Genomic DNA, 1180 nt, shown 5'->3' with positions numbered 1-1180 from the left:
GGCCAATGCCGAGCAGCGCGAGCTGCGCTGCCGCGAGTTANNCAACATCCAGGTGCAGGCGCTGGTGCAGCGGCTGTCGTCGTCGGGGTGAAAAAAGTGGTCATCGGGGTGTCGGGCGGGCTCGATTCCACCCATGCGCTGCTGGTCTGCGCCAAGGCCATGGACAAGCTGGGCCTGCCGCGCACCAATATCCTGGCNTACACCATGCCCGGTTTTGCCACCAGCAGCCGCACGCTGGTGCAGGCGCATCAGTTGATGGCGCAGGTCGGCTGCGCGGCGCAGGAAATCGATATCCGTCCCAGCTGCGAACAGATGTTGAAGGATCTGGGGCACCCGTATTCGCGCGGCGAGCCGGTCTATGACATCACCTTCGAGAACGTGCAGGCCGGCGAGCGCACCAATCACCTGTTCCGCCTGGCCAACCATCATGGCGCCATCGTCATCGGCACCGGCGACCTGTCCGAGCTGGCGCTGGGCTGGTGTACCTATGGCGTGGGCGACCACATGTCGCACTACAACGTCAATGCCAGCGTGCCCAAGACCTTGATCACCCACCTGGTGCGCTGGGTGGCCGAATCGGGTTCGCTGGAGCTGAAACAGCCGGAAGTGCTGATCCACATCCTGGAAACCGAGATCAGCCCGGAGCTGGTGCCGGGCGCGTCCGAGGGCGAGCCGGGGCAGCGTACCCAGGACTTCATCGGTCCCTACGAATTGCAGGACTTCAACCTGTACTACATCCTGCGCTACGGCTTCACCCCGGCCAAGGTGGCCTTCCTGGCCCACAGCGCCTGGCAGGACCGCAATGTCGGCCATTGGCCGGAGGGGCTGCATGGTGCGCGCAACCAGTACAGCTTGCCGCAGATCAAGAAAAACCTGGGCATCTTCGTCTATCGCTTCTTCAAGACCAGCCAGTTCAAGCGCTCCTGCGTGCCCAATGCGCCCAAGGTCGGCACCGGCGGCTCACTCTCGCCGCGTGGGGATTGGCGGGCGCCCAGCGATGGCGAGGCCACCGTCTGGCTGCAGGATCTGGAGCGTATCCCCGACCAGGAGGCTTGAATCGGGCTTTTTATGGCCGCGCTTGCCCAAGAATGTAGGAAGCTGCGCACGCCTGATTGACAATGTGCAAGTCTTTCAAGGTGACCACGGCGCTGCCAGTAAAATAACAATAAATGCTTATCCG

Annotated in this window: 1 pseudogene; it reads left to right on the top strand. The window is 62.8% G+C overall.

Annotated features, from left to right (window positions below):
* Positions 1–1056, top strand: a pseudogene (locus I5W_RS04215) (NAD(+) synthase); the annotation flags it as partial.
* Between the last annotated feature and the right edge of the window lie 124 nt (positions 1057–1180).

The organism is Herbaspirillum sp. B65 (assembly GCF_000333555.1).
GTDB classification, from domain to species: domain Bacteria; phylum Pseudomonadota; class Gammaproteobacteria; order Burkholderiales; family Burkholderiaceae_D; genus Herbaspirillum; species Herbaspirillum rubrisubalbicans.
This window is presented reverse-complemented; position numbering and strand designations above follow the sequence as displayed.